The 24,513-nt window shown below is 67.0% G+C and carries 25 protein-coding genes; 22 read left to right on the top strand and 3 right to left on the bottom strand.

Annotated elements, in window-relative coordinates:
• Positions 1–56: 56 nt before the first annotated feature.
• Complete coding sequence (locus tag BLT44_RS06885) at positions 57–1,271, bottom strand: FAD-dependent monooxygenase (RefSeq protein WP_029608021.1); 1,215 nt, start codon at positions 1,269–1,271, stop codon at positions 57–59.
• 128 nt (positions 1,272–1,399) lie between these two features.
• Here BLT44_RS06885 and BLT44_RS06880 point away from each other — a divergent pair, with 128 nt between their 5' ends.
• The gene (locus tag BLT44_RS06880; protein ID WP_029608022.1) at positions 1,400–2,335 is read left to right on the top strand and encodes a TetR/AcrR family transcriptional regulator C-terminal domain-containing protein; all 936 of its coding nucleotides are present in this window, start codon (positions 1,400–1,402) and stop codon (positions 2,333–2,335) included.
• 130 nt (positions 2,336–2,465) lie between these two features.
• On the opposite strand, the gene BLT44_RS06875 is transcribed toward BLT44_RS06880, so the two are convergent.
• Positions 2,466–3,314, bottom strand: a complete 849-nt coding sequence (locus BLT44_RS06875) for a class I SAM-dependent methyltransferase (protein ID WP_196794976.1) — start codon at positions 3,312–3,314, stop codon at positions 2,466–2,468.
• Positions 3,307–3,828 (bottom strand): GNAT family N-acetyltransferase, encoded by a 522-nt coding sequence (locus BLT44_RS06870; RefSeq protein WP_010154777.1) that lies wholly within the window; start codon positions 3,826–3,828, stop codon positions 3,307–3,309. The genes BLT44_RS06875 and BLT44_RS06870 overlap by 8 nt, the downstream gene beginning before the upstream one ends.
• A 484-nt stretch (positions 3,829–4,312) precedes the next feature.
• Here BLT44_RS06870 and BLT44_RS16155 point away from each other — a divergent pair, with 484 nt between their 5' ends.
• The 21 genes from BLT44_RS16155 to BLT44_RS06765 all read left to right on the top strand — a co-directional run bounded on the left by BLT44_RS16155 (position 4,313) and on the right by BLT44_RS06765 (position 24,400).
• Positions 4,313–5,008 (top strand): helix-turn-helix transcriptional regulator, encoded by a 696-nt coding sequence (locus BLT44_RS16155; RefSeq protein WP_081473273.1) that lies wholly within the window; start codon positions 4,313–4,315, stop codon positions 5,006–5,008.
• A 262-nt stretch (positions 5,009–5,270) separates the two neighbouring features.
• Entirely contained in the window at positions 5,271–6,341 is a 1,071-nt protein-coding gene (locus BLT44_RS06860) for a DNA-methyltransferase (RefSeq protein WP_010154780.1), read from the top strand.
• A 92-nt stretch (positions 6,342–6,433) separates the two neighbouring features.
• On the top strand, positions 6,434–6,907 hold the full coding sequence (locus BLT44_RS06855) for a hypothetical protein (protein WP_029608024.1): 474 nt from the start codon (positions 6,434–6,436) through the stop codon (positions 6,905–6,907).
• 210 nt (positions 6,908–7,117) lie between these two features.
• Positions 7,118–8,455 (top strand): hypothetical protein, encoded by a 1,338-nt coding sequence (locus tag BLT44_RS06850; protein WP_143026016.1) that lies wholly within the window; start codon positions 7,118–7,120, stop codon positions 8,453–8,455.
• 254 nt (positions 8,456–8,709) lie between these two features.
• Complete coding sequence (locus BLT44_RS06845) at positions 8,710–9,594, top strand: bifunctional DNA primase/polymerase (protein ID WP_081473361.1); 885 nt, start codon at positions 8,710–8,712, stop codon at positions 9,592–9,594.
• Between the two features lie 74 nt (positions 9,595–9,668).
• Positions 9,669–10,394: a DUF2637 domain-containing protein gene (locus BLT44_RS06840; RefSeq protein ID WP_231291475.1), complete on the top strand. Its 726-nt coding sequence runs from the start codon at positions 9,669–9,671 to the stop codon at positions 10,392–10,394.
• Positions 10,387–10,818: a hypothetical protein gene (locus tag BLT44_RS06835; protein ID WP_010154785.1), complete on the top strand. Its 432-nt coding sequence runs from the start codon at positions 10,387–10,389 to the stop codon at positions 10,816–10,818. Before BLT44_RS06840 ends, BLT44_RS06835 begins: the two co-directional genes overlap by 8 nt.
• Positions 10,819–11,188: 370 nt before the next feature.
• Entirely contained in the window at positions 11,189–11,887 is a 699-nt protein-coding gene (locus BLT44_RS06830; protein ID WP_143026015.1) for a hypothetical protein, read from the top strand.
• On the top strand, positions 11,884–12,999 hold the full coding sequence (locus BLT44_RS06825) for a ParB/RepB/Spo0J family partition protein (RefSeq protein ID WP_010154787.1): 1,116 nt from the start codon (positions 11,884–11,886) through the stop codon (positions 12,997–12,999). Before BLT44_RS06830 ends, BLT44_RS06825 begins: the two co-directional genes overlap by 4 nt.
• Positions 12,983–13,462, top strand: a complete 480-nt coding sequence (locus BLT44_RS06820; RefSeq protein ID WP_010154788.1) for a hypothetical protein — start codon at positions 12,983–12,985, stop codon at positions 13,460–13,462. Before BLT44_RS06825 ends, BLT44_RS06820 begins: the two co-directional genes overlap by 17 nt.
• Before the next feature lie 69 nt (positions 13,463–13,531).
• Positions 13,532–14,221 (top strand): hypothetical protein, encoded by a 690-nt coding sequence (locus BLT44_RS06815; RefSeq protein ID WP_010154789.1) that lies wholly within the window; start codon positions 13,532–13,534, stop codon positions 14,219–14,221.
• A gap of 13 nt (positions 14,222–14,234) precedes the next feature.
• Complete coding sequence (locus BLT44_RS06810; RefSeq protein WP_010154790.1) at positions 14,235–15,404, top strand: M23 family metallopeptidase; 1,170 nt, start codon at positions 14,235–14,237, stop codon at positions 15,402–15,404.
• A gap of 72 nt (positions 15,405–15,476) precedes the next feature.
• Positions 15,477–15,791 (top strand): DUF6112 family protein, encoded by a 315-nt coding sequence (locus BLT44_RS06805; RefSeq protein WP_010154791.1) that lies wholly within the window; start codon positions 15,477–15,479, stop codon positions 15,789–15,791.
• 82 nt (positions 15,792–15,873) lie between these two features.
• Entirely contained in the window at positions 15,874–16,197 is a 324-nt protein-coding gene (locus tag BLT44_RS06800) for a DUF6112 family protein (RefSeq protein ID WP_010154792.1), read from the top strand.
• A gap of 33 nt (positions 16,198–16,230) precedes the next feature.
• Entirely contained in the window at positions 16,231–17,673 is a 1,443-nt protein-coding gene (locus BLT44_RS06795) for a TrbL/VirB6 family protein (protein ID WP_010154794.1), read from the top strand.
• 185 nt (positions 17,674–17,858) lie between these two features.
• Positions 17,859–19,322: an SCO6880 family protein gene (locus tag BLT44_RS06790; RefSeq protein WP_010154795.1), complete on the top strand. Its 1,464-nt coding sequence runs from the start codon at positions 17,859–17,861 to the stop codon at positions 19,320–19,322.
• A gap of 53 nt (positions 19,323–19,375) precedes the next feature.
• Entirely contained in the window at positions 19,376–20,905 is a 1,530-nt protein-coding gene (locus tag BLT44_RS06785; RefSeq protein WP_010154796.1) for an ATP-binding protein, read from the top strand.
• A complete protein-coding gene (locus BLT44_RS06780) occupies positions 20,902–21,399 on the top strand; it encodes a hypothetical protein (RefSeq protein ID WP_143026014.1) in 498 nt (165 codons plus the stop codon). Before BLT44_RS06785 ends, BLT44_RS06780 begins: the two co-directional genes overlap by 4 nt.
• Before the next feature lie 59 nt (positions 21,400–21,458).
• Positions 21,459–21,926, top strand: coding sequence for a hypothetical protein (locus BLT44_RS06775; protein ID WP_176783274.1), 468 nt, complete (start codon positions 21,459–21,461; stop codon positions 21,924–21,926).
• A 71-nt stretch (positions 21,927–21,997) separates the two neighbouring features.
• Positions 21,998–23,800, top strand: coding sequence for a type IV secretory system conjugative DNA transfer family protein (locus BLT44_RS06770; protein ID WP_010154799.1), 1,803 nt, complete (start codon positions 21,998–22,000; stop codon positions 23,798–23,800).
• 75 nt (positions 23,801–23,875) lie between these two features.
• Positions 23,876–24,400 (top strand): single-stranded DNA-binding protein, encoded by a 525-nt coding sequence (locus BLT44_RS06765; RefSeq protein ID WP_010154800.1) that lies wholly within the window; start codon positions 23,876–23,878, stop codon positions 24,398–24,400.
• Positions 24,401–24,513 lie beyond the last annotated feature (113 nt).

Raw genomic sequence — 24,513 nt, 5'->3', positions numbered from 1 at the left:
GAGGGCGTCAGTCGGTGTCGCTAGGGAGTGACATCTCGTCCCCAACGACCGCAACGTCATACGTTGAGACCGGCCCGAGGATAGTGTGGCAGCTCGATGTCGGTGGATTTGTTGAACTGCTTCTGCATGAATCCTCGCATCGGCCAGCGGGTAGCCCAGGACATCGATGCTTGGACAAGACGGATGGTGAGGTCGTTCATCGGGGCGAATCCTCCCGTGCCGCCCGCGAGCTGCTGGGCACCCTCGGCATAGGGGCGCACTATCCGGTCGTAGGCTTCGAACGCGGCAACATGCCCCGCCCCGGTACTGAGTTCTCCTGCCAGGACGTAAGCCCCGACGAGGGCGACGCTGGTGCCCAGCCCGCTCAACGGGCTCGGGCACGCCGCCGCATCGCCAATCAACGCAACCCTGCCATTCCACCACCGGTCGAGGTCGACCTGACCCATAACGTCGAAGGAGAAGTCTGATGACGTGCGGGCGGCTTCGAGCAGCTGGGGCGTTCGCCAGCCGGCGTCCGCGAAACGCTCGTCGAGGAGCGCAACCTGCGCGAGGCGGTCATGTCGGTTGTGGCGGATCATCTCGCCTCGGCGCAGGCGGAAGCTCAGCGCTGCCTTGGACTCCGTCCTGACCCTACCCGGCCGGACGGAGGCGACGAGCCCGCCGGCACGGTTGTACGTCTGGTACCAACCGTTTAGGTCGTCAAACGCGGGGGCTGTAAACCATGCCGTGTACAGGTCGAGAGGCTTGACGAATTGCTCTTCAGCCCCGAAAGTCGCAGCACGCACGGCCGAGTGGAGGCCGTCGGCGCCGATGACGAGGTCGAAGCGACGTGCTGGCGCGTGGCGGAAGACGACCTCCACGCCGCTGGCGTCCTGGGTGAGCCCCGTGATTGTGTCGTTGAAGAGGTATTCAACCTCGCTGTCGAGTTCACGGTAGAGCAGATCGACGAGATCTCCCCGAAGGATCTCGATCTCGGAGATGAATCCCTCCCCATCGAAGTCATCGGATCTGATCGCTGCGCGTGGGTGGCCGCGCTCGTCGACCCAGGAGATGCCGGCCTGGTCAAGGCAGATGCTGCGGGCATCTTCGAGCAGGTCCATGCGCTCGATCACTGTGCGCCCAGCTCCACGCAGGTCCACCGCCTGCCCGCCCTGCCGTGGCGTTGGCGCGATTTCAACAATCGTAACCGCGAAGCCGTACTTGCGTAGCCAGTACGCACAAGCCAGCCCAGCGATGCTTGCACCCGAGATGAGTATTCGTTGCTCAGTCATGCCGCCACCCTAGGAACCCCCGAGTAGAACGAGCAATCGCGTACTAGTACAGCTGGTATCCCTGGGCAGGGAGATCATGATGATCGCGGTGTTTGCCGATCGGCGGTGTTCTAGTACAGGATGAAGAGATGAGCACCTCGTCGACGACTATTGCCGCTGAACTGCGCGACCAGATCGTTTCCGGTGCCCTGCTGCCCGGAGAGCAGCTTCCCTCTGCGCGAGAGATCATGCGAACCCGGCACGTCGCCATCGCCACGGCCAGCCGGGTGCACGCGCTGTTGCGCGCCGAAGGACTCGCGCTCCCCGTGCCAGGGGTCGGAACCGTCGTGGCGGGAGATCGCAACGGCGGCGCGGCCCGCCTTCGTACCCGTCGGCCGAAGAACCGACATACTCAGTCTGCAGTACAGGGAGCTGCACCACTCAACGTCGAGCGGATCACGGCTGCGGGCATCGCGATCGCCGACAACGAAGGTGTGGAGATGCTCTCGATGCGCAGAGTCGCTCATGTACTGCGAACCCAGCCGACGTCGCTGTACCGGCATGTGACCAGCAAAGAAGACCTCGTCTTGCGGATGATGGAGTACGCCCTCGGAGAATGGTCCCCCGTGGCCGGAAACGGCGATTGGCGAGATCGGCTGATCCAGGGTCACCGGGAGCTCTGGCGGGTCTTCCGCCGTCATCCGTGGCTCGCACCGCAACTTTCAGTGACCCGCCCGCAGCTCCTCCCCGCGGCGCTATCCTTCGCAGAATGGGCGATCCAGACATTGGGGCAGGCCGGCATTAGCTCCGAGGAGGCGTTCGAGGCGCACCTGCTCCTGTTCACGCAGATACGCGGCATGGCCGTCCTGCTCGAGCCGGAGGCTGAGGCCGAATCTGCTTCCGGGGTTGACGCCGACACGTGGGTCGAGGAGCGCATGGATGTGCTCCGGGATCTGACTTACCGGGATCATCATGCTGGCCTGCGATCGCTCGTCGGATCTGGCTATGAGCTCGATCTGGATCGACTCTTCGAACGAGGCGTGGGTCTTCTCGTCGACGGCATCGCTTCTCGACTCGACTCCTAATGCTGCACTTCCAACGTCAGCAGGAGTGCTATGGCGTGCGAACTAACCGACTGGAGAGCGCGCGACCCGATCACGAAAGTGGACGCGACGACCAGGGCGCGTTCGCGACGGTCGACACAATTGTGGTTTCTCACCGCTTGATCGCACGGGTGGCGATGTAGGCCGGGAAATACTGCGCAGTGATGTCTGCGTGATGTGGCGCTTCAGTGAGATCGGTGAGCATGAAACCCGCTGACAGTTGCCCGCCGATCTGCTCGGTCAGCGAGTGACTGTATTCGATGGGGCCATCTCCGTAGGCGCGCAACCGGTCGTATTCCGAGAGGTCGAGTGAGCTGAAGGGAAGCCGATGGCGCACGACGAGCTCTTGTTGATCGAGCGACACTTCGTCGAAGAGGTAGACATTGGGGTTCATGAACCCGGTGAGGAGCAGTCCGCCGGGCCGGAGGACGCGGAACGCCTCTGCCCAGACCGGAGCGAGGTCGGGGCAGAACACGTTCGACACGGGGTTGACGATGATGTCGAACGCGTCGTCGTCAAAAGCGCTGAGGTCCCGCATATCGCCCAGAACAGTGTGAATCTCAAGCCCCTCACGTGCGGCGACCTCGTCGTCACGGGCAAGCTGCCTGGGAGAATTGTCAAACACCGTTACGGTGGCGCCCGCGGCTGCGAGGATAGGCCCCTGCTGACCTCCACCAGAAGCGAGGCAGAGCACGCGCACGCCGACCAACTCTGGCGGAAACCAATTGCGCGGTGTGGATTCATGGCCGATGAGGACCACAGACCAGTCGCCTTCGCGCGCGCGTTCAATGATTTGAGTGTCGACCGGTTGCGACCATTCGATCTCGTTGTCAACGAGACGATCCCATGCGACACGGTTATGTGCAACTGGATCTAAGTCTTCTCCAATGACGGCCGGCCCTAACACGCCGCTGGAACGCTCCCTCGCGTTAGGGGTCATCGAGTCAAGCCCATCAGTCATCTCGAAGCCTAGACGGAAAATCACTAGGGCTTGACATTCTCAGCGTCACCCCGAGTCCTGTAGGCCGTATCAAGGCGACTGAGCTACTCGTCCTATTGGCCGTGTCGTCGTGGAATCCGACCGAGCGGTAGTAGCGGATAGCGTCCTCGTTCGAGCGTTGAATCACGGCACGGATGCGCTGTACTCCGGTTCCCTCTGCGATGGCTGCAGTAGCATGTGACAGGCTCCGGCCGAGGCCCAATCCTCTCGCACTGACTGTAACGAACGTGGCGATGTCCGCCATGTCGTTCGGCAGGTCCGCATGGAAGCGCTCAAGGGCCTGGAAGCCGAGGATCCCCTCGTCAGTGTCTGCTAGGAGGCAGCTGATGCAGTGGGAGCCGGTGATGAACCATTCCGCGAACTCGGGGCCGGACAGCGGAGTATCGATCGCGGTCTTTCCACCTTCGGCAATGATGCTGTTCAGTAGGCGGGCCAACTCTTCTGCGTCGTCGATTTCAGCCTGGCGAATGTGCATACAAACACCCTAGTTCCAGGCTGGAATTCCTCGGATCACCCGTCCGGGTGACCCGGTCTCACCCGACTGAGCGATGATTTGAGCCGCCACCCGCGGAAGAGTGGAAGACATGAATACCGCCGCTCTTGCTTCTACAGGAGAATCAAATACTTCGGTCGGAACCCTGAGCTGGTTTGACATTTTGCTCCAGTCATCACGCTTTCTGCAAGTGTTTATGACTCGTCACAAGACCCAGCGGTTGAGGCGATGGTAAAGCAGTTGTCCGGGGTAGGAGCCGAGCGTGGTGGTATTGACAGCATCTGAATTGTTTAGCAGCCAAGGTCCGCCGCTAACAGTCCGCGAGCAGCACGCAGATGCTCCCTCGGGTCCAGTTATTGCTGAAGCAGTAAAGGTCATCTTCGGAATTTCAGGTTGGGCAAGAGTCTCCTCCTTTGGAGACTCGGTGACCCTCAACACGGGCACGATATTGGTAGTCCCAGCTGAGATGGCGTGCTCAGGATTTCCATTTGGGCACGCTCGAACGATTACGTTGTATCTCAATCCGGAGTATCTAACCGATCAAGTCCGTTGGCTCCCTAACGCACATCCACTCGTGCATCACCTACATCAGGCACTCGACGGCGATACCGGGTTGCAATCACTGCAGCTCGCGGCGACGAGCACGCAAGATCTCGCTCCGCTGCTTTTGCAGCTTGCTCGCCCTCCCAATAACGACTCAAACTTTTTCGCACTCCTGGCTGGGGTGGCTGAGGTGTTTGATGCACTCGGACGACTTGCGGGCACACGTTCTTCCTGTGCCGCAATAGCGGATGCGGTGCCAAGTCGTGAAGTCCTCACTGCGCTATCGCTGTTGCGATCGGATCTGAGCGCTCCGTGGCGGATCGATTCCTTAGCACGGGCCGTCTCGCTATCGACCTCACAACTCACCCGGCTGTTCCGCACCCAGGTTGGCGTATCGCCAGGAGCCTTCCTGAACCAGCTGCGGGCGGATCGGATGGCGGAGCTCCTCGCATCTACACATCTCACGGTCGGCGAAGCTGGAGTGTCCGTCGGCTGGCCTGACCCGGCGGTCGCCTCGCGGTCGTTCAAGCAACGGTACGGACTCGCGCCCAGTACCTACGCGAACTTCTACCGTACCGCTGACCGTTGTCGTTCCGAGCTTCCGTCGCCGGCCCGGTGATTTGGTGCTGTCGACTCCTGGATGCTCATCGGACGTGGTGCTCGTTGATAGCCGATCGTGTGTGGGAGAACGGAGCTCGGGATTTCAGGGTCGCGCAGTTCGCTCGTGGGATGCGGGGAGGCGGAGTAGCTTCTCTGTTTCCAGGCTGTTCGGGGGTGCCGCGACGTGGGCTCAGGAATGCTGGGACGGCCCGTACCTGCTGGGTGATCCTGATCGTCGCACACGGCGGCGAACAGGCCCCGAACAGCAGGGAGCCCTCGTCATGCCAGACCCCACGTCGCCCGGCCCGGGCGCCGCCGCCCTTCCGTCCCCGGCCTTCACCGATGGCCGCGTCACGCTCTACCACGGTGACGCGGTCGAGCTTCTGCGACTGCTGCCCGAGGCCGGCGCCGACGCGCTGGTATCGGATCCGCCGTACGGGTTGAACTTCAACGGGCAGGCCTGGGACGACGCGGCCGGGTTCCGCGAGTCGCTCCCGCATCTCGACACGGCGGGAATGACGCCGCCGGAGGTGTTCGAAGCGTGGTGCGGCGAGTGGGCTGCGGGTGCGCTGCAGGCGTTGAAGCCGGGTGCGCATCTTGCCGCATTCGGCGGTGCACGCACATGGCATCGCATGGTGCGCGGCCTGGAGAACGCAGGCTTCGAAATCCGCGACCAGATTGCATGGCTGCACACCACCGGGATGCCCAAGAGCATGGATCTCTCGCACGCAATCGACAAGCACTTGGGCGTGCAGCGTGCAGACCGGATCGTGCAGCACAGTGAGCACGAGGGCGTCCTCGGCGCAACGCGTTCGGTGCTGTCCAAGGGCACCCCGGTCACCGAGGAAGCTGCACGCTGGGAAGGGTGGGGCACAGCACTGCGCCCCGCGTTCGAACCGATTATCATCGCCCGCAAACCACTGTCGGACAGCATCGTCGGCAACGTCCTCGAGCACGGCGTCGGCGGCATCAACATCGACGGTGGCCGATTCGCCGACGAGCGGTGGCCTACGAACGTGGCATTCGATCCGGGGCAGGCCGACGCGCTGGATGTGCTGACCGGAACGTGGCAGGGCGAGTCGCTGTCGCGGAAGTTCCCGATCTTCCGGTTCGAGCACAAGCCCACCGCCTCTGAGCGGCCCCGCGCCTACGGCGTTTCACACACGACGGTGAAGCCTCTCGCGCTCATGCGCTGGCTGGTCGCCCTCGTCGCCCCGGTCGGAGGTGTCGTCCTCGAGCCGTTCGCGGGCTCGGGCACCACCGTGCAGGCAGCAGCAGCCGCAGGGTTTCGGGTGGTCGCGTTCGAGAAGAACGCCGGCTACGTCCCGCTCATCCGTTCCCGCATGGAATAGTGACCGGCCCGCAGTGGCCGCGGCGCACGGGCGGTGCCCTACCTGAGAGGTAGGCCGTCATCTGGCGAGCCAGCACCGTAAGCGGAGGAACCATGACGACGAGCGAAATGCACGCAGAGGAAGAACGCCCGCAGCGATCGGTGTATCTCGGGGTGATCATCTGGTCTGATGACCCGGACGTTGAGCCGACGGTAATCGCGGACCGGAACCCGGTGACGTTGGCGCGCAGCCTCGCCCTCACGATTCACGAGATGCTCGCCGACATCAACCTGTACGTGGGCGCGACCGAGTTCCTGCAGGAACAGCCGCCGCCACAGGACTGGGCTCTGCCCGAGGACGTCGACGACTGGCTGGAGGCGCTTCGTGCGGGAAGCCCGTATCCGTCGTACTCGTTCCACCAGGTGCCAATCACCGGCGGCGTCGACGGGACGAACCATACCGTCGTGAATCGCCACCTGCAGCAGGCCCTGCATGATCGCGAGCAGGCGCTCGCCGCCGACACCGACGCCACGTCCCCGGCCCCCGCATCGTCTCGGCCGGCGCCCGGCCCGGCTGGGTGGGGATGACGATGCGGCGCAGATTCTTGACCGTACGCCGCAGATCTGGTCCGTCGGCTCGACCGGGCCGACGCGAATCACGTAATCCGGAAGGGGCTGCCTGTGCTTCAGCGGTCCTGGTCGCCGCTTGAATCCCTGGTCCCTGATCGAAGGAGTATGCCCATGTCAGATCCGACCCTCCCGCCCGCGTCCGAACCGGCACCGCTGCGTTCGCATCGCGTGACGATCGAGTTCGACGTCCTCGCCCGTTCCCAACCCGAAGCCGACCACCTGGTGAACGAAGTGCTGATCGAAGAGATCGCAGGCCCGCCAGAGCAGCTCCGCACGGACGGGGATCGCGTGTTCGGCGAAGACTTCGGCGACGACGTGGCGCACGTCCTCTCCTGGGCTTCCCGCAGCGAATCGACTGCCGCTTCGCCGTCCGGGGCGGTGCCGTCGCCGGAGTGGGCACCGTTCGAGGACTCGGGGGTTCCAGAGATCGTCGCCCGCATGTTCCCGCCGTTCCCGTCCGAAGACGATCATCGCCGCGCGGATGGGTCGCTCAACGAGGACGCGTTCGAGTTCGAGGTGCAGGAATGGCGAGACGCGTGCTTGGAGCTCGCAGTCCAGGCTGCCCAGTTGCCGGATCTTCTGGCGCGGCTCGAACAGCTCGAGCATGCGCAGACCAGTCAGGCACGGATCGACGAGGCAGAACGCGTGCGGGACGGGCTCATCGATCTCCTCGACCGCGACCCGCTCCCGGTCGAGCCGCGCAAGGAGGACTACCTCGTGACCATCGCGCCATCATTCGAAGGCGAAGTCGAAGACATGCGGTTCGCATGGGATCACTCGCAATGGCGATCCGACTTCACCGCTGCAGCCCTCCGACGCGACCACACCCTCCGGGAACTCCTCACAGCGGGCGGGCCGCGCACGACGTACCTGCCCGAGCAGTTCCACCGCGACTGGGTTCCCGCCGACCTGATCGCACTCCACACGCTGCGCTCCATCGTCGAATCCGAACAGCCGACCCTCGGGATCTCGATCGAACGGGAACAGGCAGCACAGCTCGAGGCACTCCTCGCCGCCGCGGATCCCGAGGTGCGCGTCATCGATCCCGACGATCCATCCGGGGTCGAACTGTATGCGGGGCCGGCCTCGGAAGCGCATGCCTGGCTCCCGTCCGGCGTCTACGAAGCGACCGGTCCCGACGGCACAGGCGAGTTCCGGGTCGTCGTCGGTCCCATCCCTGGAAGCGAGGGCGTGATGGCCTCGGCCGGGTTCCCGCCGCTCGAGCACGATAGCGCCGCGCTGAGCGAGATCGCCCGCATCCTCGAACACGACACCGAGGTGGCTGACCCGGCGACGGTGCTCGCGCACATTAACGAGACGGTCACGGGCACCGGCCGCATCGGTGCGCTCCCCAGCGATCTCGCCCGCGCGCCCGAGCCGCTGACCCGGCTCGAGCGGGGCGTGCTGCTGAGCGAGCTGCTCGCCGAACGGGAACAGCACCTGGATCCTCCCGCGGACGGTCCCGAACCGCGCGCACCCGAGACGGGGCCGGAACGAAACCTCTAGCACGCGCCGGCACGACTTCCGGGGAGGCGGAGCCTGGCGGGTTTGACGATGCGGCGCAGATCCTTGACGATTCGGCGCAGACCGCTCCGGAATCCTCGCCAGGGCTTCCCTGGCCGGGTAAGGGTGGAGGCCTCAGAGAATGCTTGCGAGCGGACTCTCCCCAAGCCCCGGCAGCACCGCTGCCGCACCTTCTGGAAGACGCCGTACGCGGGCCGCAGAGCTCCTGCGACGTCATCGGAAAGGGGGTGATTCGGGTGTCTCGTCTTGACCCTACCGGCCGGCCGATCCCCCCGAAACTTCCCGGCACGCTCGCGGACGCCGCGGTCGCGTATGCGCAGGCGGGCATCCCGATTTTCCCGTGCGTGCCCGGCGAGAAGAACCCGCTCATTAAGCGTGGCTTCCACCGCGCCACTACCGATCTGCGACAGGTTCGACGGTGGTGGCGCCGTACTCCGGAGGCGAACATCGGGATCGCTACCGGCCGCGGAGTTGAGGTGCTGGACGTGGACGTGCACGCCATCGGGACCGGGTTCCCGCTGCTGCGGACCCTGCACCGCTCCGGGCAGATCAGCGGATGGGCGCAGGCCGTACGTTCCCCGGCGGGCGGCATCCATCTGTACTACCCAACCGATCCAGCCCGTGAACAACGGTCCTGGGCACGCGGAACGGCGCATCTGGATTTCCGAGGGCTCGGCGGCTACATCATCGCCCCGCCCTCCATCGTCACCACCGATCACGGGCCACGCCGCTACGAGCTAATCGCGACGGGTCGCAGTCCCCGCCCGATCGACGCCGACGCGATCCGTGAGTTCCTCACCCCGTCACCGGCCCCGGCCAGCACGACCGCGGCTCCGGCTCGTGGCGGGGCCGGAGCCGAGCGCCTCGTGGCCTGGGTCGCGCGGCTGCCCGAGGGGAACCGGAACGCTGGCCTGTTCTGGGCCGCGTGCCGCCTGGTCGAGGCCGGCCTCACCGAGGCGGAAACGCACGCCGTGCTCGAGCCCGCCGCCCTCGCGACCGCGCTGGACGCACGGGAGATCGCTGCGACCATCCGGTCGGCGCACCGCACCGCGAGCATCGCCCCCGACCCGGCCGAATCGAGAACGGGCGCCTCCAGCGATCTGACGGGGATGGGCAGGTAGCCCTCATGCACGCCCCGGCCCCCTTCGAGCACGCACCGCGCCGGGGCGAGCCTGCGGCCGGAGTGACGAGGCTGGTGATCGTGCTCGCGGTGACGGGGACGATCCTGCTGGCACTGGGCGCGTTCTGGCTCTCCTTCACCACCCTGATGGATCTTGCCGTCTTGTCCGGCATCCCGTCGGGGCAGGCGTGGGTGTGGCCGTTGATCGTCGACGGCGTGATTCTGGAGGCCACGATCAGTGTCGTCGCTCTCCGCAACTCGGCTCCCGCCGCGAGGCGGTTCGCCTGGCTGCTGCTCGCGGCCGGGGCCGGCGTGTCGGTCGCAGCGAACGTCACTCACGCCGTCGTCGCTTCCGATATCCGGGTGCCCGCCGTGATCGCAGCCGTGGTCGCGTCGGTGCCGCCGCTGGTGCTGCTGGCGATGACGCATCTCACCGTCGAACTCACCCGCAACGCCACCCCGCCCGGCGAGCCGCTCCGCGACGGCCCTTCATCGAACGGAGCCTCGAGCACCGCCGAGATCGAGAGCAGTCCCGAAACTGAGGCAGGGCAATCGCCCGCGCCGCGAGCGATCCAGACCGCACCGCCGACACCCGCCGCGACAGACCGGTCAGCGGAGGAGGCGCCTACGGTCTCGCCCCGGCGCGGTGACCGGGAGCAGGCGCGGGCTCGGGCACTCGCGTTGCATGCGCAGGGCGTCCCGAAGCGGCAGATCGCCGCCGAGGAAGGGGTGCATCCGACCACGGTGGGCCGATGGCTGAACGCACCTGATGAGCAACAGGACGGAGCCAATCATGACTGACCCCACCAGAGCGGACCCGATCCGTGCCGCCGCGACCCGTGACGAGGCCGCCCGCCGTGCCACGGCGGAGGCAGAGCGTGCCGCGACGAGCTCGGAGACTCGCAGCACGCAAGATGATAAAGCGTCGAGGTTCGCGACCCACGGAGACCCCACCGTCACCACAGGCGCCGAGACGGAGGCGCAGCGTGCCGGGGTGCAGTGGGTGCGGCCGACCGATCTTGCTGCCCGTGCCGGTGGCGCGGTCGTCGATCGGGGCGCGCAGTGGAATGCCCTGCTGCACGAGGCCGCCCTCGACGGGATCCGTGAGGGCCGCGCCCAACTCCACGAGCGGCTCGCACAGCGACAGGACGACCTCGAGCCTGCGACGACGACCTCGGGTCGGGCCATGCGGCCCGTGGCCGAGAGGACGGGGGTGAGCCGATGACCCATTCGTGGCCCGGCACCGCCCGAGTGCCGGACAACACCCCGACCCTCTAAGCACCTAATCACGCACCGGAAATCCTGGGCGTGAGATGCGCACAGACCCTCCCAGGGGAGGGCCTGCCGGTCTCGTGCGGCCTGCGCCGTGGCACCGTGCTGCCGTTCGCGGGCGACTGTGTCGATTGACCGGATGAGGGTCGTACCTCTCTTCCATCGACGGATCTTTCTTCTCAGGAGTCGCTATGTACCCCCAGTCTCATCACGAGCCCCACGACCAGGCACCGGATTTCACCACGAGTGAAGGCCTGCGCGCGCTACTCACGGAGCTCAACGAGCACAACGCGTGGGCGTCGAGCCCGGTCGCAGCCGAGCTCATGGTCTACGCCACGCAGAAATACACGCCCATCGCGAAGGCCTGGCACCGGGATCCGGCCGATGCCGCCTACGAAGCGTTCCTCGCGATGCGCACCCCGACCACCCTCGCCGCCGATGATCCGTGGGCGGTGATCACGCGGGCGGTGGCGCTCGGCATCGCCGCCGAGGTGCACGCCGACCGGAACATGACCAGCCAAGACAAGGCCCGCCGACCTTCGAAGCGCCCCGCGGAAGAGCCGATGCGGGCCGGGCATTATGAGGAGTTCTTCTACGACGTGCACCCGCACGCCCATTCCCTCGTGCAGCACGGCGGAGAAGATCATTCGGTGGACCGGGTGATCCGCGCGACGTGCGTGTTCCTCGTCCTCACCGACTGGCCGGCCCGCCCCGTCGAGCAAGCGGTCGACTACATTGCTCACCGCGTCACCGGCCTGTCGTCGCGCAGCGCCGCGGTGGAGGTCGTCTCCAAGGAGCTGCACATCGCGCATCGGCTGGGCTACACCGCCGAGACCTGGGCGGCACTGGTGCGCCTGGTCGTCGGCACGACAACCGGGAAACGTAAGAGCGGGCCGTACGGGTTGTTCGCCCGCGTGCTCCTCGGCGATGACGTCACCGATCTGTTGCGGGACGAGGCGCTCGTGTCCGCGTCCCGGCGCAGCGCCCAGCCCGGCACGGAAGGAGACGGGGGTGCGTCATGAGCCGCGGGCATCTCGTGCTCGAGCATGCGATCGACGAGATTAGTATCGGGTTCAGCTTCCGCCGCGACGTCGAGGAGGATCTCGACGAGCTGTGCGCGTCGATCGAGCGCTTCGGCGTCATCCATCCACCCGCGGTCACCGAGCAGTATTCGCTGATCTCCGGCCGACGCGTGCTCGCCGCGCAGAAGCGACTCGGCTACCGAGTTACTCCGGTCTGGATCGTGCACGGTGTGTCCGACAAGCTCTCCCAGGTCCTCGCGATCCGCGACGAGGAAACGCTCCGCAAGGCGTTGAAGCCGCTCGAGCAGGCCGAGCTTTACGACGAGCTGAAGAAGCTGTACGCCGAGGAGAACGCACGCAAGCAGCAAGCCACCCAGTTCGGAGCCGCTACCGGCCCGGATCAGGGCGGTTGGGAGCCGGGCCGCGGGGCGGGAGGTGACGGTGGTGTCGATTCGACACCACCGCAGAGCGCGCCCAAGGGCGAGGGACGTAAGACTCGGGTGCAGGCGGCGAAAGCGGTTACCGGGCAGGACTCGCACGGCAAGCTCGACCAGGTCGTCGAGCTGAAACAGATTGCCGCCTCGGACGAGGAACATCCTGAGCTGCGGCAGGCCGCAGCGGAGGCGCTGCTCGAGCTCAACACCGACGGGAAAGTGAACGGCCGCTACCTCCGCGTGAAACTCCTCCAAGCACTCATGTTGCTCGAGCGTTGGTCCGCGCACCCCGATGAGCCGGACGCGATCCGGCAGGCGGCCGGATCCGAGCTCGCCCAGGTGCGGGCGCAGGAGCATCCGAAGGATGCCCTGCATGACGCGAATCGTGCGATCGCGCGTCTCACGCAGCTCCGCAGGGACGCTGCGGCTGCCGCCCCGCGCGAGGGATGGAAGGACGCTGACCCGCTGCTGCGGGAAAAGCATCAGGTCCGCAAGCTCGTCGACCTGCTCCGTCGCGAGCATGGCTGGTGGGACCGCTTCGACCCGACTGTGTTCGGGACGCACGCCGACGCGGAGCAGTGGGAGCTCGTCGAGACGAGCATCACCCAGGCCGGTGTCTTCCTCGACGCCGCCCGCGAAGCCAGAACCCAGGAGAGTGCTGATGCCAACGTTTCCTGATCCGCAGCAGGACGCCGCTGAGCTCGGCGAAGCCGCCCGCGGCCTCGCGCACGCGACCCGCCATATCGAGCACCCGGCCGATACCTACCAGGTGCTCGGGTCGCTGCACTATGCGCTGACGAGTGTGCAGCAGTCGCTGTCGCAGTTGGCGTCCTGGCATCACCAGCACAGCGGCTACGCCGCGACCGACGATGGGAACCAGCAGGCCGGGCAGGAGCACGCCGAGAAAGCCGGAGGCTGGGCGCGGATCGCTGCCGCGTCCCTGGACCAGGTCGTTGACCTCGTGATGCGCGCGCAGGGCGAGAACGGGCGGATCGCCTGGCAGCCCGACCCGTCACGGGCCGCGCTCCCGAGCGAGCGGTCTCCGCTGGCCGAAGTCCTCCGCGACCGGGAGGCCGAGCTCGCCGCCGAGCAACGGTCGCCGGGCGAGCGGCCGGATCCCGGCGGTGGCGTGACGCGCTGACCACGAGGACGACCTACCGGGTGACGCACCTATCGGCTGACCGCTGCTCACCACCCGGGAAGGCCCGCCATGTCCTCGCCGCAAACTGAATATCGTTCACGTCGGCGTCGCCGCCTCATCATCACGCTCGTCGCCACCGGCCTGGTCCTGCTGCTGCTTGCCGGGATCGGGATCTACGGGCTCCTCACCGGCCCCGCACCATCCGGCACCGATCGCGATACGCCTCCGGCGACGCCAACCGCACCGCAGACGCCGGGCGAGAATCCCGACGGGACGAAGCTGGATCCGCTGCCGCGCACGGACGACCCGCAGGAGTATGTGCGGGCCATCGCACGGGCGCTGTTCGACTGGGACACGTTCACGCTCCTCACCCCGAATGATCATCGCGGCGTCCTGATCGAGGACGCCGACCCCTCCGGCACCGAAACACCGGGCCTGATCACCGACCTCGACGGCTACCTACCGTCGGCGTCGACGTGGCGAGATCTCGCCGAGTACCGCACCCGCCAGCACCTCGAGATCGACCAGATCTCCGTTCCCGCGCAGTGGGAGGAAGCGGTCGCCGTCTCCGACGGGCAGATCGCTGAGGGCACGATCGCATACACCGTCGAGGGCACCAGGCACCGGGAAGGCGTCTGGTACGACGACCCGGTCGAAAGCGCGCACCCGGTCTCCTTCACCGTGTTCGTCGCCTGCGAACCAGTATTCGACCGCTGCCATCTGCTGCGCCTGTCCCAGCTCGACAACCCCCTCCGATAAGCGGGAGGCGCGCATGAAGAAGTTCCTCGCCGTCGGCGTCATCGCGCTCTTGCTCGCCCCGATGCTGGGTCTGCTGAGCATCGGGGTGCTGATGAACCCCGCCGTCATCCACCAGGCGAACTGCATCGCCACCGGCATTCGGCTCGGCCCGATCCCCGACGAACTCGAAGTGACGACGAAGGACGGCACCCGGTTCATGCTGAACAAGCAGCAGCTCACCCACGCCGGCACGATCATCACCGTGGGAGGAAACACGGCAGGGGCAGGCCGGGACGGGATTCTCGTCGCGCTCATGGCCGCCCTCACCGAGTCCACCCTCCGGCAGCTCGCGAACACCAGCACCTATCCCGAGAGCGGCGACTATCCCAATGACGGCGATGCCTCCGATCACGACAGTTTGGGCCTCTTCCAGATGCGGCCCCAGGCCGGCTGGGGCACCGTCGCCGAGCTCATGGACACCACCTACCAGGCGCGCGCCTTCTATGGCGGACCGGACGGCCCGAACTTCCCGAGCCCGAGAGGGCTCTTGGATATTCCGGGCTGGCAGCAGATGGACAAGGGCGAAGCGGCCCAGGCAGTTGAGGTCAGCGCCTACCCGGATCGGTACCAGAACTACGAGCCCGTCGCTCGCACGATCCTCGACGCCCTCACAGTGCCTGACGGCGGCTCGGGCGAGGGCGCACCGGGCGATGAGACGATCCCCGAGACGACGCGGCTCGTGTTCCCGCTGCCCACCGGCACCTACGTCCGCACATCAGGGTTCGGGCCGCGCGTCGACCCGATCACCGGGGAGTCGAGCTTCCACTCCGGCACCGACTGGGCAGCGCCCGACGGGACGCCGATCTTCGCGCTCGCAGACGGGCGCGTCGTCTACGCAGGCATGGTGGATGGCTTCTCAGGGCAGATCACGATCGAGCACACCATCCGCGGCAAGAAGGTCGCAACGATGTACGTGCACATGTGGGCGCACGGGATCCAAGTCTCCGCAGGTGATCGTGTCACCGCCGGGCAGCACATCGGCGATGTCGGCAGCAGCGGCCACTCCACCGGCGCGCACCTGCACTTCCAAGTTCACCCAGGCGGCGCGGGCCAGCCCGCGATCGACGCCGAACCCTGGCTTGCCGAGCACGGCGTCGAAGGCATCGACGCGCCGACCGGCGGCGGACCCGGCTGCGCCGCCTGACCCCCGAACCGGGCGCCGTGCGGGGGCCGTACCTGTGCGATGCCAGATCCCGCGCAGCGTCAGGAGTCCCATATGCATTCGCTTGTCTTCCTCACCAGCAGATTCGCCCTCGTCGCCGCTGAGAACGTCTACCCGGATCTCAGCGGCGTCGGCGGCCGTTCCACACTCATCTCGATCGTCGGCGCGCTCCTCACCTTCGTGCTGATCGTCGCCGTGCTGATGCTCGTCATCTCCGGCACCGTCTGGGCGGTGTCCTCCTCAAGCGGGAACGCGCAGGCCGCACAGAAAGGCAAGGTCGGCGTGTTCGTCGCACTCGGAGCGGCGGCACTGGCAGGAGCAGGGGTGGCGTGGATGAACTTCTTGCTGCGCCTGGGCGACACGCTCTGACCGGCCTGGCGGGGTCCGTACCTGTCGCGGTGACCCCTCCTCACATCCGGGGACGGGGCGTCTGCCCGCGAAGGAGCCCACCATGCTTGCTGTCCTCGACACGCTCACGACCGTCGCCGCGGCACTGCCCGCGAACATCGACATCAGCCCGAACGATTCGGGACTGCCCGGTATCGCGGCGCTGCGCACCATCGTCGGCGCCGTGATGACGATCGGTCTGATCCTGTCGGTGCTCGCGCTCATCGTGTCCGCCGTGGTCTGGGGTTTCGGATCCAATTCCTCAAATCCCCATCTCGCCAGTCGCGGGAAGGTCGGCGTGCTGATCTCCTGCGGCGCGGCCATCGTGACCGGCGCGAGCGTCACGCTGATCAATTTTTTCTGGACCGTGGGCCAGACCGTCTCCTGAAAATCCGGCACCTCGAAGGAAGGGAGGGGTGTCGTGGCTCTGTGTGACGTCCCCATCATCTCGAACGTCTGCGACACGGTCGGCGAGACCGCCGCGACGCTGATCTCGGCCCCGTTCGACTGGCTCGCGCAAGCCATCGGGCAAGCCGCGTCGTGGATCTTCCAGGGAGTTTGGGCACTGTTCGACTCCACCACCCTGGTCGATATCAGCGGCGGCGGCTACATCGGCGTGTACAACGTGATCTTCGGGATCGCGATTTTCCTGATGCTGATCTTCTTCTGCCTGCAACTGATCACCGGGCTGATCCGCCGCGACCCCGGAGCGCTGTCTCGCGCGGCGCTCGGGCTCGCCAAGAGCGTGCTCGGCTCGTTCCTCGTGATCACCATCACCGGCACCCTCTTGGAGGTGGTCGATCAGCTCTGCGTCGGGATCATCCAAGCCACCGGAACGACCCTCGAGGAGATGGGCGGGAAGATCGGCGTCCTGGTCGCCGGCCTGACCGCAATCAATCTCACAGCGCCCGGGGCGGGAGCGATCATCACCATTTTCCTGGCGTTTCTCGCGATTTGTGCGGCAGCGATCGTCTGGTTCAGCCTGCTAGTGCGCAAAGCCCTCATCCTCGTCGCCGTCGTGATGGCCCCGATCGCGCTATCGGGGTCCTCGTGGGATGCGACGAAGGGATGGTTCGGGAAGTGGGCCAGCTTCGTGCTCGCGCTGATCTTCTCGAAGCTCGTGATCGTGATCGTGTTCCTCGTCGCGATCAACCAGGTCAACGCCCCGATCGACCTCGACCTGTCGTCGATCGCGGACCCGATCGCGGGCATCGTGTTGATGTTCATCGCCGCGTTCGCGCCATACATGGTCTATAAGTTCATCAGCTTCGTCGGCTTCGACATGTACCACGTCATGAGCGCGGAGCAGGAGTCCAAGCAGGCCATGAACCGGCCGGTGCCCATGCCCGGCAAGCCCGATGGGAAAGAGCCCCCGCGCGTCCTCGAGGACAACAAAGGCAGCAACGGCGGAGGTGGCGGGAACCCGCCCCCGCCTGGTGGCGGTGGAGGAGGAGGGAATCCTCCGCCGCCTCCTCCTGGCGGCGGCGGTGGCGGCGGAGCCGGAGCCGGAGGCGCTGCAGGTGGCGGCGCGGCGGGCAGTGGAGCCGGTGCTGCCGGCGGCGGTGCGGCGGCCGGAGGCGCAGGTGCCGGGGCTGCGGCAGGCCCGATCGGGATCGCGGCCGTGGCCGGAGCGAAGGTCGCCAAGGGCGCAGCCGAGGCCGGCCCGAAGCTCGGTGCCGCGATCGGCCGTTCCGCCGACGCACACGCGGGAGCGGCAAGCGACGGGCAGAACCCTCCGCCTCCGCCGGATCGGTCGGTGCCACCGACCCCGAATGCGCCGTCGCAGCCACCTGCGAAGCCGGCAGCTCCGCCCCCGGAGGGGCCGAAGAAGCCGCCGCCTTCGCCCTCGGGCGGGCCGAAGTAGCAGACCGTCGAGGACGCAGAGAAAGGAGGTGAGGCCGCCGTCGATGCGGGCGGTGGTGCGACATGCCCGGCACGGGTCAGCCAGCGACCTGGCTCGTGCCCGGTACGCATCACCGTCCGCTTCTGCGCTCTGGGGCGCGTACCTGATCGGCGACCGTGTCTCTTCGTCTGTTCAGGAGCATCCTCATGGCGACCACCGCTTCCACCACGACCGAGTTCGACCTGTCCCCGGTGAAGTTTTCCAGACTCACCCGGCGCGGCATCATCCTCGGCCTCTCCCTCCCGCAGGTGATCGCCCTCAGCGCCGCAGTCGCCGTGTTCGTCGCCTCCCTGTACGCGGGAGGCCCGGCCGCGCTCTATACGGCACCGATCTGGGGCACCGCACTCGGCCTCGCCTGGGTGCCCGTCGGCGGCAGGAAGCTCGTCGAATGGGTGCCCATCACCCTCCACTGGCTGCTCCGGCAAGCCCTGCGACAGACTCGCTATCGGAAGCGGGTCGTGAAGCCACGCCCCGCAGGAACGCTCGCGCTCCCCGGCGATGCGGCGCCGCTGCGCCAGTACCAGGATCCCGAGACCGACGCGGTGATGGTGCACGACCCGCACGGGCAGACCCTCACCGCACTGCTGGAGGTCACGCATCCCTCGTTCATCCTCCTCGACCCCGGCGAGCAGGAACGCCGCGTCCACGCCTGGGGCAGAGTCCTCTCCACCGCATGCCGGTCGACCCGGATCGCCCGATTGCAGGTGCTCGAGCGCACCGTCCCCGACTCCGGGTCCGGGCTCGCACAGTGGTGGACGGAGCACGGCCACGACGACGACTCCTGGGTCGCGAGAACCTACCGCGAGCTCATCGACCGGGCAGGCCCCGCCGGAGAACGGCACATCTCCACCATCTCCCTCTCCCTGGACATGCGCGCAGCCGGTCGCGCGATCCGCACCGCAGGCGGCGGCATGAAGGGCGCTGCCGCGGTGCTGCGACAAGAGATGCAGACCCTCACCACGGCGCTGCGCACCGCCGACCTGAAGCCCTCCGACTGGTACACGCCAGGACAGCTCGCGATCATGCTGCGCTCCGCCTACGACCCCGCGATCGCCGCGACCCTGGAACGGGCCGGCGATATCGGACAGGAGCTCGCCGCCGCCGGCCCCGTCGCCGTCGAGGAGACCTGGGACCGGCTCCGCTCCGACAGCGCACATCATGCGGTGCTGTGGATCTCCGAATGGCCGCGCTCGCTCGTCTACCCCGGATTCCTCGCCCCGGTGCTGCTCTCCAGTGGCATCCGCCGCGCCTTCACGCTGCTGTGCGACCCGGTGCGCTCGGACCAGGCGGCACGAGACATCCGGAAGAAGAAAACCGAGTACATCTCCGACGCCGCGCAACGGCAGAAGGTCGGGCAGATCGAGGATGCGCAGCAGACCGCCGAATACCAAGACGTACTCCAGCAGGAATCCGACCTCACCAGCGGACACGGCGTCCTCCGCTACACCGGGCTCATCGCCGTCTCCGCGACGACCGAGGATGAGCTCGAGGCGGCAGTATCCGCGATCGAGCAGGCCGCGATCCAAGCGTCGTGCGAGACGCGACGCCTCGTCGGGCAGCAGGCCCAGGCGTTCGTCGCGGCAGCGCTACCGCTGTGCCGCGGGATCTGACCGCGGGCGTACCTGATCGGTGGTATCGGCTGTGCGACAGGAAGGCCCCGGTCATGGGAGATCACCAGCGTTCGAAGAAGCTCTACTCCACGGTGCTCGTGGAGGACGGGACCGGGCGGCGCGCCCGCCAAGCCCGTGAGCGTGCCGCCCGCCAAGTCATCGCCCGCGAGCACGCCGACCAGCGGCAAGTAGTTCGGCAGAAGCTTCAGGCCGAGCGTGCGGAGGCACGCTCCACGAACTATCTTCCGCGGGGAGGCGAGCCGGGAGCGGCGGCGCTCGGTTCGTATCGGGGGTTCCGGGTGCCCGCACACCAGGACACATCGGCGGCGCTCCAGGGGGCGTATCCGTTTCTCGCGGAGGGTGGGCTCGGCTCTCAGGGCGTCTTCGTCGGGCAGGACATGTACTCCGGAGGCAGCTTCGTCTATGACCCCTGGGTGCTCTATGAGCGCGGCATCATCACCGCCCCGAACCTGGTGCTGGCGGGCATCGTCGGCTCGGGCAAGTCGTCGCTGGCGAAGTCGCTGTACACGAGGTCGATCCCGTTCGGGAGGCGCGTTTACGTCCCCGGTGACCCGAAGGGCGAGCACACCGCGGTCGCCGAAGCCGTGGGCGGGAAAGCGATCGTTCTCGGCCACGGCCTCCGCAATCGGTTGAACCCCTTGGACGAGGGGTACCGTCCTGCCGGGATCTCCGACAACGAGTGGGCGGCGACCATCGCCTCCCGTCGCCGCGATCTGATCGGGGCGCTCGCAGAGACGGTGCTCGAACGATCCTTGACGCCCCTGGAGCACACGGTCATCGATATCGCCCTTCAGTCGGTCGTCTCCACCGCATCGGTGCCGATCCTCCCGATGATCGTCGACCGCATCCTCGCCCCCGATACAGGCGGTGATGATCGTCTCGCAGAAGATGGGCGCATGGTCGGGCATGCGCTGCGCAGGCTCGTCTCCGGAGACCTCGCCGGATTGTTCGACGGACCTTCGACCGTGTCCTTTGATCCGACGCTGCCGATGATCACCCTGGATTTGTCGCGGGTGGTGGAGAACTCCACGCTGATCTCGGTGCTGATGACCTGTTCCTCGGCGTGGATGGAATCGGCGCTGTTGGATCCCAACGGCGGACAACGCTGGGTCGTCTACGACGAGGCGTGGAGGCTGATGTCGCATCCCGCGCTCCTCAAACGCATGGACGCGCACTGGAGACTGGCCCGCCACTACGGAATCGCGAACCTGCTCATCTTCCATAAGCTCACCGACCTCGACAACGTCGGCGACCAGGGCTCCGCCATGAGATCCCTCGCCAACTCGCTCCTAGCGAATGCAGAATCTCGCATCATCTACCGGCAGGAATCCGACCAGGTCGGCACCACCGGAAAGACCCTCGGCTTGACCGGCACGGAACAGAGACTCCTCCCGAGCCTCGGCACCGGGCAGGGGCTGTGGCGGATCAAGGAATCCAGCTACGTCGTGCAGCATCAACTCCACCCGGATGAGCTGCGAGCCTTCGACACGACCCAGCGCATGACGCAGGCCCAAAATCCGCGGAAACACGCCGGTCCAGGCGGGTCGGAAGACGTGTCATGAGCCTACCGAGCCCCGGCCCCGAGCACCAGGGGCCACCGTACTCGGAAGCCGAGCTCGTCCAGCGGATGGAGTCGCTCACGACCGGGCTGGAGGAGATCGCGGAACGCTACTCCGAGCACATCGCCCTCGGATGGGAAGACCCCGAGGTCTTCGGCGCCGGGCACTTCGTCTTCACGCCCTGGAACAGCCACATGTATCGCTTCGCGATCGAGGAACGCTACGCCGACACCGACTGGGAAGACCCCGACCGCGTCCCGACCTCATGGACGTGGGTCTCCGAACTGCGCGTCAGAGGAATATCGGGCGACTTGCCCTGGATGGCGATCTCGGGCGGTGAAGTCGCACCAGGTGACTACGCCGAGCTGCTGCAGGAGGCAGAGATCTGGGCGAAGGGCACCTCCGCGCTGCTGGCACGCGAGCAAGCCCTCGACCCTGACGAGATCACGTTCCGCGGCCGGGAAGCGGAGGGTCCGGGTCGCACCTTGCAGACATGAGCCTTCGACCCCGCACGCGTAAACCGACCGCTTCGACTCCCAGCCCCGAGGCGGTAGTGGTGCCGCCGGTGCTGCCGCAGATCCTGCTCGAGGCGGTGAACGCCGACACGCTGATCGTGACAGTCAACGGAAACAAGCTCGCCGCGACCCCGATCCGCCGCGACCAGATCGCGCAGACCGTGACGGAGCTCGTCGCCCGCCTCGATTCGCCGACGCGGGTGGAAGTGCGGGAGATGGATGGCAGCATCCATGCCGACGTCCTCACGCCTCCCGCCCCGCGCTCGCCATTCGCACCGGCCGAGAACACGCAGAACGCGGCCCCTGTGCCGAGCTTGCTGGAGTTCACCGGAGAGGGGTTCATCGCGGGCGAGGACGTCGCGGTCGCGCTGATCATCCGGCACGCCTCCGCCGATCACACCGGGACTGTGCGAGCGCTCCTCGACCGTGGCGAGGTGCCGCAGATCGCGGGCGAAGTCCTGCTGTTCGGGCGGATCTCCGGCACCGCATCCGTGCAGTCCATCACCTAGCCGTCGGCCCGGCTGCTGCCGCACCTGCTTCCTGACCCCTCCGTATCGGGGCAGGAAGCAGGTGCGTTGTCATGTCCGGGCCAGTGCAGGCGAAACCCGCCAACGACATCTTCATCAATCTCGCCCTCGGAGCGCTTGTCGCGGCCGCCGCGTTCGCGCTGCTACTCCGACTCGCGGGCTCCGTCACCGCGTTCCTCACGGGCCTGCCGGAGCCCGAAGGCGGGATGACGTCCGGCATTGGCGTCCTCGCAACCCCGACCGATCCGGGGACGGCGCTCGGAGCGGAGGGCCTGAGCCCGATCTTGTACTGGATCGTCGTCACGATCTTCCTCCTCGCGGTGGTCGCGGTCGGGTGGGTCGTGGCGCGCCTGATCCTGCGGGCGCGTGCGACCACGGATCCGCACCGGCTGGCAGGCACCGCCTCTGCGGTGGAGATCGCCCGCGCCGCCTCCCCGAAAGCACTCGTCAAGAAGGCCGCCACGCTGCGACCCTCCCTCGTCGGGAAGGTCGCCCCGCACGAGGTCGGGTATCTCCTCGGGCACGGGAAAGGCGGGCAGGTGTGGGCGACGGTGGAGGATTCGATCCTCCTCATTGGGCCACCGCGTGCCGGGAAAGGTTATTTCGTGGCCCTGAACGCGATCCTGGACGCCCCAGGCGCGGTGATCGCGACGTCGACCAGGCCCGACAATCTCACCGCGACGATGCAGGCACGAGCACGCAAGGGGAAGGTCGCGGTGTTCGATCCGCAACAGCTCGCTCCCGGCCTGCCCGCGGGGATGCGCTGGTCGCCCGTGCGCGGCTGCCACGACCCCCTGACCGCGATGATCCGCGCCAAAGGCCTCGCGACAGCAACCGGGTTTGGTGGCGTGCAGGACGCCGGCTTCTGGGAAGGGAAAACCACGGCCGCGATCCAGGGGCTGCTCCACGCCGCAGCGCTCGACGGCCGCGATGCGAAGACCCTGTACCAGTGGGCGCTGAACCCGACGCTCGCAGCCGACGCCGCGCGGATCCTCTCCTCGCATCCTGACGCGGCCGAAGGGTGGGCGGATTCCCTCGACGCGATGGTCCAGGCAGACCCCCGCACGAGAGACTCGATCTGGCAGGGCGTCTCGCTGGCGTTCTCCGCGCTCGCAGACCCCCGCGTGCTCGACGCGGTCACCCCCGCGCCCGGCGAGGAATTCGATCCAGAAGCGTTCCTCCGCGACAACGGCACGCTGTATCTGCTCGCGACCGGCGCCGGGGCTGGAGCATCGTCGGCGCTGGTGGCGGCCTTCATCGAAGACCTCGTCGAGACCGCCCGCAAGATCGCCGCCCGTTCACCGGGCGCCCGCTTGGATCCGCCACTGCTGCTCGCGCTAGACGAGATCGGCAACCTCGCCCCGCTTCCGTCGCTGCCGACGTTGATGGCGGAAGGCGGAGGGACGGGGATCACGTCGCTACCGGTGCTGCAGTCTCTCGCGCAGGCGCGGGAAAAATGGGGCGAGAACCAGGCGAACGCGATCTGGGACGCCTCGATCGTGAAGATCATCCTTGGCGGGGCCTCCAACTCCCGCGACTTGCAGGATCTCGCGACATTGATCGGCGACCGGGACGAGACCACCGACTCGATCACGACCGACGCCTACGGGTCGCACTCGAATCAGCGATCGATCCGCAGGGTGCCGATCCTCCCGCCGGACGTGTTGCGAACCTTGCCATTTGGCACCGGCGTCGTGATGCTCCGCACCGCCCGTCCGATCATCACCAAGCTCCGCCCCTGGACCGCACGCGCGGACGCGACGCAGCTCCGCGCCGACCGTGCCGAGGTCGAACAGGCCCTCCAGCAGGGCTCCACGACCGTGGCCTCTCCGGAGCCAGACGGGGAGACCGCGTAGGTCCTGGCCGGGTCCGTACCTGTCTGGTGACCCCGACATACTCCGTGCCGGGGCGCGAGCAGAGGAGTAAAGCTGATGGCCGAAGAACCGCAGGAACAGACCCAGGAGCAGCAGCCGCAGAAGAAGAAGCCGCTCTGGGGATTCATCGCCTCCGACCCGGAGCTGACGTTCACCAGCAGAGGCGATGCGCGCTTCTATGCCCGGATCGGTGAGCCGAAGTCTCAGCCCGAACCCGACGGCACGTTCACGGACCTGCCCCCGCAGTTCGGTGACCTGGTGATGTTCCGCAAGTCCGCAGAGCGCGCCTTCGCGAAGTTCCAGAAGGGCGACAACTTCATCGCCGTGGTTGAACCCCGCGACTACGTCAACAGCGAGGGCGTAAAGAAGCAGCAGTTCGTCGCCTCCCGCATCGGGCACGACAATAACACCACCGACTACACCGTCGAACGCCGCCGCCCCGAACGCGACGCCGCGCAGCGAGACACGGCGACCCGTGACCAGGTGCAGCAGGCCCTCGCCGAACGCGAAGCGCAGCTCGATCCCGAAGCCCCCGCGACGGCGGGCGCCGACCCGGAGCAGCGGGAAGCCGTCGCCCGATGACGCGGGTGCGGCAGCCAGCGCCCGTGTCTCCTCCTGGCCGCCGCACCCGCCCTCTGATTCGGGGCGCCGCCCAGCGGCGCACTCCTCTTTCTCCTCGTGGATGGAGCTCTCTG

Origin of the sequence: Leucobacter chromiiresistens (assembly GCF_900102345.1) — a bacterium.
Classification (GTDB): Bacteria; Actinomycetota; Actinomycetes; order Actinomycetales; family Microbacteriaceae; genus Leucobacter; species Leucobacter chromiiresistens.
This window is presented reverse-complemented; position numbering and strand designations above follow the sequence as displayed.